The organism is Rhizobacter sp. P2_H2, from assembly GCF_056403375.1.
Genome location: NZ_JBFUFP010000172.1, coordinates 1 through 7,643 on the forward strand (window position 1 = coordinate 1; position 7,643 = coordinate 7,643).

7 protein-coding genes, 1 tRNA gene and 1 pseudogene are annotated in these 7,643 nt (G+C 69.5%); 1 reads left to right on the forward strand and 8 read right to left on the reverse strand.

Annotated elements, in window-relative coordinates; translation table 11 throughout:
* The 3 genes and pseudogenes from AC1D15_RS12020 to AC1D15_RS12030 all read right to left on the reverse strand — a co-directional run.
* Nucleotides 1-395 (reverse strand): annotated as a pseudogene (locus AC1D15_RS12020) (hypothetical protein); the annotation flags it as partial.
* Complete coding sequence (locus AC1D15_RS12025; protein ID WP_477826148.1) at nt 392-1,498, reverse strand: DUF2169 family type VI secretion system accessory protein; 1,107 nt, start codon at nt 1,496-1,498, stop codon at nt 392-394. The gene AC1D15_RS12025 and the pseudogene AC1D15_RS12020, both read right to left, overlap by 4 nt.
* Nucleotides 1,499-1,597: 99 nt before the next feature.
* Nucleotides 1,598-1,684 (reverse strand) — tRNA-Leu (locus AC1D15_RS12030).
* A gap of 99 nt (nt 1,685-1,783) precedes the next feature.
* Between AC1D15_RS12030 and AC1D15_RS12035 the strand changes: the two genes are divergently transcribed.
* Nucleotides 1,784-3,184: a class II fumarate hydratase gene (locus AC1D15_RS12035; protein WP_477826149.1), complete on the forward strand. Its 1,401-nt coding sequence runs from the start codon at nt 1,784-1,786 to the stop codon at nt 3,182-3,184.
* Between the two features lie 200 nt (nt 3,185-3,384).
* On the opposite strand, the gene AC1D15_RS12040 is transcribed toward AC1D15_RS12035, so the two are convergent.
* From AC1D15_RS12040 to AC1D15_RS12060, 5 genes are all read right to left on the reverse strand, one after another.
* A complete protein-coding gene (locus AC1D15_RS12040; RefSeq protein ID WP_082004222.1) occupies nt 3,385-3,645 on the reverse strand; it encodes a hypothetical protein in 261 nt (86 codons plus the stop codon).
* A 119-nt stretch (nt 3,646-3,764) separates the two neighbouring features.
* Nucleotides 3,765-4,631, reverse strand: coding sequence for an SHOCT domain-containing protein (locus tag AC1D15_RS12045; RefSeq protein ID WP_477826150.1), 867 nt, complete (start codon nt 4,629-4,631; stop codon nt 3,765-3,767).
* A gap of 135 nt (nt 4,632-4,766) precedes the next feature.
* Complete coding sequence (locus AC1D15_RS12050) at nt 4,767-5,924, reverse strand: ABC transporter ATP-binding protein (protein WP_477826151.1); 1,158 nt, start codon at nt 5,922-5,924, stop codon at nt 4,767-4,769.
* A 21-nt stretch (nt 5,925-5,945) separates the two neighbouring features.
* A complete protein-coding gene (locus AC1D15_RS12055; protein ID WP_477826152.1) occupies nt 5,946-6,785 on the reverse strand; it encodes a carbohydrate ABC transporter permease in 840 nt (279 codons plus the stop codon).
* A partial coding sequence (locus tag AC1D15_RS12060) for a carbohydrate ABC transporter permease (RefSeq protein WP_477826153.1) occupies nt 6,782-7,643 on the reverse strand: 862 nt, incomplete at its 5' end. The genes AC1D15_RS12060 and AC1D15_RS12055, both read right to left, overlap by 4 nt.

The following is a 7,643-nucleotide window of genomic DNA, read 5'->3' on the forward strand; positions in this document are numbered from 1 at the left end:
GGCAGCGCGCCACCCCAGTGGCGGGCGAGGTCGCTCATCACCATCGGTTCGAGGTCAGGGGCGCGAAACGGCCGGTCCGCAGGCGGCAGGATGACGAGCACCGGCAGCGCGAGGGCGCCGGACGCGGCAGGCGCCATGCCGAGTTCCGCGGCCCGCTGCGCGCATTGAGTGATCACCGGAATGGCCAGCGGCGCGGTCATCGTCGGCCCTTCCCACCACTGGTGCAGGCGCGGCCGCGCCGCGTTCAGGTCTTCACCGACCGTGAAGTCCCACAGCTTGGCGCGGCGGGCGCCATTGATGCCGGCGCGCATCGCGGCGCAGGTGGCCGGCCCGTCGGCGCCCACCGCGGTGAGCATCGCGTGGCCGAACACCGAGAGGCCCGCAGCGCGGCTCATGCGCCACCCTTGCGCGCACGCGCCAGCGCAGCCAGGCCGCGGTAGTGCTTCTTGCCGGTCTGGCGTGCACGCAGCAGGCCGGGGGTGCGGGTGGAGGTGGTCTCGATCTGCATTTCGCGAAGTTCGAACGGGTCACGGATCAGCGGGCAACTCGCACGCCACGTCAGGCACAGGCGGTCTTCGTCCGGCTCGATGAACACCGTGTCGATCTGCGCCTGCACGTCCAGGACCGGCGCGCCATGGCGCACGAAGCGCACGTGCACGGGCTCCCTCGGCAGCCGGGCCTCGATGCGCGGCAGCGGACTCAGGTGCGCCAGCACGATGGGCTCGCCGCCGTGGGGATAGGGAATCTGCTGGTCGGGTGGCGCCGCCTGGTGGTAGCGCGGGTCGAAGTCGTCAGGCAGCCAGGGCATCTTCTCGCGCTGCCAGCGCTCGTCGTAGGTGCCGGCATGCGCGACGCGCGGCAGCCAATGCCGCCCCAGCGGACCGAAGGCCATCGGGCGGTAGTGCCCGTCCGGCCGCTCGACCGGATGACCGGGTTCCTCGGTCGCCGGCAAGGCCATGCCGGGCAGGTTCTGCCGGAAGCGGCAATAGCCGGTGCCTGCCGGATTGGGCCGGTACAGCTCGATGCGGCCGGGGTCCGACGGATCGATGTCCGTGCCGCCGAACGCATGGTCGTAGCCGATCTCCTGCGTCGTGAACGGCTGCGGATCGGTCGCCGCCACGCCGATCACGCCACGGCGCCATTCGCGGTGGCCGAGCACCGTCACCACCTTGCGGCAGCTGCCCACCATGAAGCCGGCCTCCATCCGCGTCACGGGCCGGCCGCCCGGCGCGTGGGCGCGGGCCCTCAGCAGGATGTCGCAATGCGGCTTGAAGACGCTGAAGTCGTTCTCGTGGACCGGGGCGTTGCGCGCCGGATCCTGGCCCGGCACGTCGGCCTCGTACAGCGGCAGTTGCGCCTGCGCGAGCTGCGGCGTTCCCTCCCCACAACTGCTCAGCACGAAGCTGGCCTTGACGACGACCACCGCGAGTTCGCGCCCGTCGGGTCGATGGCCGACGTTCCATCCAGCAAGGTAAGGCGTGGGGTTGACGAGGTGCATGCCGGCCGGAAGTCAGAAGAGGCGATCTACTGCTTCACGCCAGGGAATGGAACGGTACAACCGGGCGCCGGCCGGGACCAAGTGAACAAAGTCAACGCATGGTGCCGGCGGCGGGACTTGAACCCGCATCTCCGCGAGGAGGAGGGATTTTAAGTCCCTTGCGTATACCGATTTCGCCACGCCGGCAGCGGATCTTCGAGGCAACCCCGGCGATTATCAATGCATGCATCGAGGTCGGCCCGCGTCGGCCATGATCCATTCCTCCCCCACTGACGCCCCGCCTCCATGCCCTCCCCCGCCACCCGCCTCGAACACGACAGCCTCGGCGACATCGCCGTCCCCGCCGACGCGCTGTACGGCGCGCAGACGCAGCGCGCCGTGCTGAACTTCCCCGTCAGCGGCGGCCGGCTGCCGGCGGCGTTCATCCGCGCGCTGATCCAGCTCAAGCTCGCCGCCGCACGGGCCAATGCGCGCCTGGGCAAGCTCGAGCCCGACACCGCGCAGGCGATCGAGGCCGCCTGCCGCGAGCTGCTCGACGGCGAYTTCATGCCGCACTTCCCGCTCGACGTCTTCCAGACCGGCTCGGGCACCAGCTCGAACATGAACGCCAACGAGGTGATCGCGACGCTCGCGACGCGCCGCCTCGGCCGCCCGGTCTCGGCCAACGACCATGTCAACCACGGCCAGAGCAGCAACGACGTGATCCCGAGCGCGATCCACGTCAGCGCCGGCGTCGTGCTCGCCGAGCAGCTGCTGCCCGCGCTGCACCACCTGTCGAAGGTGACGCGCGACAAGGCCCGCAGCGTGCACGAGCACGTGAAGACCGGCCGCACCCACCTGATGGACGCGATGCCGGTGCGCCTGAGCCAGGCGCTCGGCGGCTGGGCCTCGCAGGTCGATGCGCAGATCGCGCGGCTCGAGGCCCTGCGCGGCGACCTGGCCCAGCTCGCGCTCGGCGGCACCGCCGTCGGCACCGGCGTCAACGCGCACCCGGATTTCGCGCGCCTGGCCTGCGAGGAGCTGGCCGGCCTCACGCAACAGGCCTTCCGCCCCGGCGACGACTACTTCGCACTGATGGGCGCGCAGGACACCGCGGTCTCGGTCTCGGGCCAGCTCAAGAGCCTGGCCGCGAGCCTGATGAAGATCGCCAACGACCTGCGCTGGATGAACTCCGGCCCGCTGGCCGGCCTCGGCGAGATCGAGCTCGAGGCGCTGCAGCCGGGCTCGTCGATCATGCCCGGCAAGGTCAACCCGGTGATCCCCGAGGCGACCACGATGGTCGCGGCCCAGGTGATCGGCAACGACGCCGCGATCACCATCGCCGGCCAGTCCGGCAACTTCGAGCTGAACGTGATGCTGCCGCTGGTCGCACGCAACCTCGTCGAGAGCCTGGAGCTGCTCGCACGCGTCAGCCACCTGCTGGCCGACAAGGCGATCGCCGGCTTCACGGTGCGCGGCGATCGTTTGCGCGATGCGCTGTCGCGCAACCCGATCCTGGTGACCGCGCTGAATCCGCTGATCGGCTATGCGCGCGCCGCCGAGATCGCGAAGCAGGCCTACCGCGAAGGGCGCCCCATCCTCGACGTGGCCGACGAGCAGACCGAACTCGGCCGCGCCGAGCTCGAGCGGCTGCTCGACCCGTCACGCCTGGCCGATGGCRAGGGCGAAGGGGGCGGCGGGGGATGAGCACACCATTCGCAACAAAACGGCGTGTCGTCCTACAAATTGAGGGTGCRTCCCGGGTTAAAGTCACGGACACGGAGCCGCAGTTACCTCCTCCCTCCTCCCAATGACACTGCGGCTTCTTCGGGCGGATGGTGCTTGCACCATCCGCTTTTTCTTTGTCGGTCCGTTTTGAGAGATCGATTTCAGCGCGCGATTCCAGATCAGCAATGCGCCAGCCGCGACGGCTCGGTGTGCGCGATCTCCCGCCCCACCGACACCGCATACGACAGCGCGGCGCTGCGCGAGATCCAGCGGTGGCCGCCGGCCAGGCAGCAGTCGCGGTACACCTCGCAGGGCGTGTTCACCGCGCCGCGCACGCGGCTCACGACGACGGCGGCCGTGTAGCCGCGGCCGCGGCCGCTGTCCTGCGCTGCCACATAGATCCGGAAATCACCCTCGTTGAATTGCTGATCGAACTGCATCTCGCGCTCCACGACGGCAACCCCTGCCGCGAGGCGAGACTATGTTCGATGCCGCGCCGCGAATCCATCCATCCGATTGACTCCCTCTTCGGGGGGACGATGTCGGATCCGGCGGCAGGTCACAGCGATTGCAGGATGTCCTTGCGCTTCTGCTTGTACTCGTCGTCGGTGATCAGGCCCTTGTCGCGCAGCTGCTTCAGCGCGGTCAGGCGGCGCTCGATCTCGTCGGCCTTCGGGTCGGCCGGCTTGACGATCGGCGCAGCCGGTGCCGCGACCGCCGGCGCCGCAACGGACGGTGCCACCGGCGTGAGCGTCGCAGCGGCCGCGGGCGGTGCCGCCAGCACCAGCGGCGGCGGGGGCGGCGGCGTCGGCACGGTGGTGGCCTGCGTCAGCGACACCGTCAGCCAGTCGCTGCGCCGGTTGCCCGCACCGGCGCCGACCAGCTTCACATCCGACGCCTTGCCGCGCGCGCCGTACAGGAAGTTCGGCGACATGCTGGTCGAGCGCACGATGTGCACGAACTCGAAGTTGCTGTCGTGGGCGATGAAATTCAGGTTGCCGCCCTCGACGAACAGCCGCGCGGTGACGGCCGTCGGCGGCGCCAGGAAGCCGTCGCGCCGGGCGCTCGACACCAGCAGCACGTCGTCGCCGGGCTCGGCATTCGCGAAGGCCTGGGCGATCGGCTCGCTGATCTCGGCCAGTTCGTCCGCGTCGAACAGCGGGCGTTCCTTGCCGCGCGAATCGAGCGACTTGAACTGCCCCAGCGCGATCCRCAGCGCGTCGGCGTTCAGTTTCACCGGGTGCTGGTTCTCCGGGGCACCGGCCTCGCGGCCCAGCAGTTGCACGGTGCTGAACTCGCGGATGCGCCAGATGCGCTGCCGGGCCTTCGCGCTCTGCTCGGCCTGGGTGCCCTCGCGGCCCAGCACTGAATCGAACAGGCCGGCGGCCTGCGCCGATCCCAGGGTGCTTGCGATGGTGGCTGACACGACAACCAGCTTCAGCCGGAGAGATGCTCGTTTCACGGTAGGTCGGTCCTCGGGATGCGGGGGAAAACAGCGTGTCGCGGCTGCCTTGCACCCACGACGCGGGTCGCATTGTAGTTTTGCAACACGGTCCGGCGCCTACGCGTTTGTCCGCGTGCCCTCCAGGGATTCCAACCCGTGCAGCCGCCGGTGCGCCCGGCCCTCCGCATCGAACACGTGCAGCGCCTGGGCCGGCGCCCGCCAAGCCACCCGGTCGCCCGGCCGGGCGCGGGTCAGCGCGCTGCCGCGCATCACCAGTTCCTCGCCGCCGTCGGTGCGCATGTAGACGAGGTGCGATTCGCCGAGCTGCTCCACCAGCACCACCTCGCCCTCGAAGCGCACGCCGTCGCCGTCCTGCGCGGCGCTGGCCATCGCATTCGGCGCCACGCTCGTGAAGTGCTCCGGCCGGATGCCGATCTCCACCGCCTGGCCGTTGCGCAACTCGCCGGCCTCGACCTGCGCCCTAGCCTGTGCGCCGCGCGCGAGTGCCAGCACCAGGCCGTCGCGGCCGCTGGCCGACACGGTCGCCGGCAGCAGGTTGATCGCCGGCGAGCCGATGAAGGTGGCGACGAAGCGGTTCGCCGGCTGCTCGTACAGCTCGACCGGCGTGCCGGCCTGCTGCACCCGGCCCTCGTGCATCACGACGATCTTGTCGCCGAGCGTCATCGCCTCGACTTGGTCGTGCGTCACGTAGACCATCGTCGCCTTCAGCTCGCGGTGCAGCCGCGCCAGCTCGACGCGCGTCTTCACGCGCAGCGAGGCATCCAGGTTCGACAGCGGCTCGTCGAACAGGAAGAGCTTCGGGTCGCGCACGATGGCTCGGCCGATCGCGACGCGCTGGCGCTGCCCGCCGGAGAGCTCGCGCGGCAGCCGCTGCAGCAGGTGGTCGATGTGCAGCGCCTTGGCCGCGGCCTCGATGCGCCGCTTGCGCTCGGCGCGGTCGGCACCGTGCAGCTTCAGGCCGAAGGCCATGTTGTCGAACACGTTCATGTGCGGGTACAGCGCGTAGCTCTGGAACACCATCGCGATGCCGCGCTGCGCCGGCGGCAGGTGGTTCACCACCACGCCGTCGATCGCGAGCTCGCCGCCGGTGATCTCCTCGAGCCCGCACATCATGCGCAGCAGCGTGGTCTTGCCGCAGCCGCTCGGGCCGACCAGCACGACGAACTCGCCGGCGTCGATCTGCAGGTCGACGCCTTGCAGCACGACGGTGTCGCCATAGGATTTCGAGACGTTGGTCAGCGTGACTTGGGTCATGGGTGGGCGGAATTCACTTCTTCACTTGAGAGCACCCGCGGTGATGCCGCGGATCAGCTGCCGCGACAGCAGCGCATACACCACCAGCACCGGCAGCACCGCCAGCGACAGCGCGGCCAGCACGGCGTTCCAGTCGGTCGCGAACTGGCCGATGAACTGCTGCACGCCGAGCGTCAGCGTCTGCGTGCCTTCCGAGGGCGCGAGGATCAGCGGGAACCACAGGTCGTTCCAGATCGGCACCATCGTGAACACGCCCACCGTCGCGACCGCCGGCCGCACCAGCGGCAGCACGATGCGCAGGAAGATCACGTACTCGCTGACGCCGTCGCAGCGCGCCGCGTCCTTCAGCTCGCCAGGCACCTGGCGGATGAACTCCGACAGGATCAGGATCGCCAGCGGCAGCCCCTGCGCCACGTACACCAGCATCAGCGCGGTCAGCGTGTTGACGAGGTTCAACGCCACCATGGTCTGCAGGATCGACACCGAGCCGAGCCGGATCGGCACCATGATCCCGAACGCGAGGAACAGCGCCAGCAGCCGGTTGCCGGGAAAGCGGTACTCGGTCAGCGCCCACGCGGCCATCGCGCCGAGCAGCAGGATCAGGACCAGCGAGCAGCCGGTGACGATGACGCTGTTGGCGAACATGYCGCCGATCGACGCGTTGCCCAGCACCTTGGCATAGCCGACCACGCTGAGCGTGGCAGTGGTGGGCAGCCCGAGCGGGTCGTCGAAGATCGCGCGCCGCGTCTTGAACGAGTTGACCAGCACCAGCAGGATCGGGAACAGCACCAGCAGCGAGTAGCCGCCGAGCGTCAGGTGCACGAAGAGTGAACGGACCGGCGAGCGGATCGAGCGGCTCACAGCGCGAACCTCCGCAGCCGCCGCTGCACGACGAACAGGTAGACCGCGATGCCCGACAGGATCACCAGGAACATCAGCGTCGCGAGCGCCGCGCCCATCGTCGCGCTGCCCGGCTGCGACTGGTAGCCGAAGAAGGTGCGGTAGAACAGCGTGCCCAGCAGGTCGGTCGCGAAGTTCGGGCCGGCCGACGCGCCCTTCACCGCATACACCAGGTCGAACGCATTGAAATTGCCGACGAAGGTCAGGATGTTGACGAGCCCGAGCGTCGGCAGGATCAGCGGCAGCCGGATCGCCCAGAAGATGCGCCACGGCCCGGCGCCCTCGACCACGGCGGCCTCGATGATGTCCTCGGGGATCGCGATCAGCGCCGCGTAGATCAGCATCATCGGGATGCCGATGAACTGCCACACCGACATCAGCGTCAGCACCGGCAGCGCGGTCTCCTCCATGCCGAGCCACGGGCCGAAGAAGCGCTCCAGCCCGACGAAGCAGAGCAGCTTCTCGGTGACGCCCCACAGCGGCGACAGGATCAGCTGCCAGCTGAAGCCGATGATCACCACCGACAGCAGCGTCGGCAGGAACAGCACCGTGCGGTAGGCCGCCGCGCCGCGCAGGCCGCGCAGCGACAGCAGTGCCGCCAGCACCAGCGCCACCGGGTTCTGCACCAGCGAGTGGATGACGAAGAACTCGACGTTGTTCACCATCGCGTTGCGGAAGCTCTCGAACCACTGCGCGTCGAACAGCAGCGTGCGGAAGTTCTGCAGCCCGACGAACGACACCGCGCCATCGGGCCCGGTGCCGTAGGCGCTGAGCCGCAGCGTGTCGACCAGCGGCCAGGCGCTGAACGCGGTGTAGACC

Bases quoted from the DNA above. Each gene is read 5' to 3' on its own strand.
- AC1D15_RS12025 (WP_477826148.1), bottom strand. From the start codon at position 1,498: ATGCACCTCGTCAACCCCACGCCTTACCTTGCTGGATGGAACGTCGGC.
- AC1D15_RS12040 (WP_082004222.1), bottom strand. From the start codon at position 3,645: ATGCAGTTCGATCAGCAATTCAACGAGGGTGATTTCCGGATCTATGTG.
- AC1D15_RS12050 (WP_477826151.1), bottom strand. From the start codon at position 5,924: ATGACCCAAGTCACGCTGACCAACGTCTCGAAATCCTATGGCGACACC.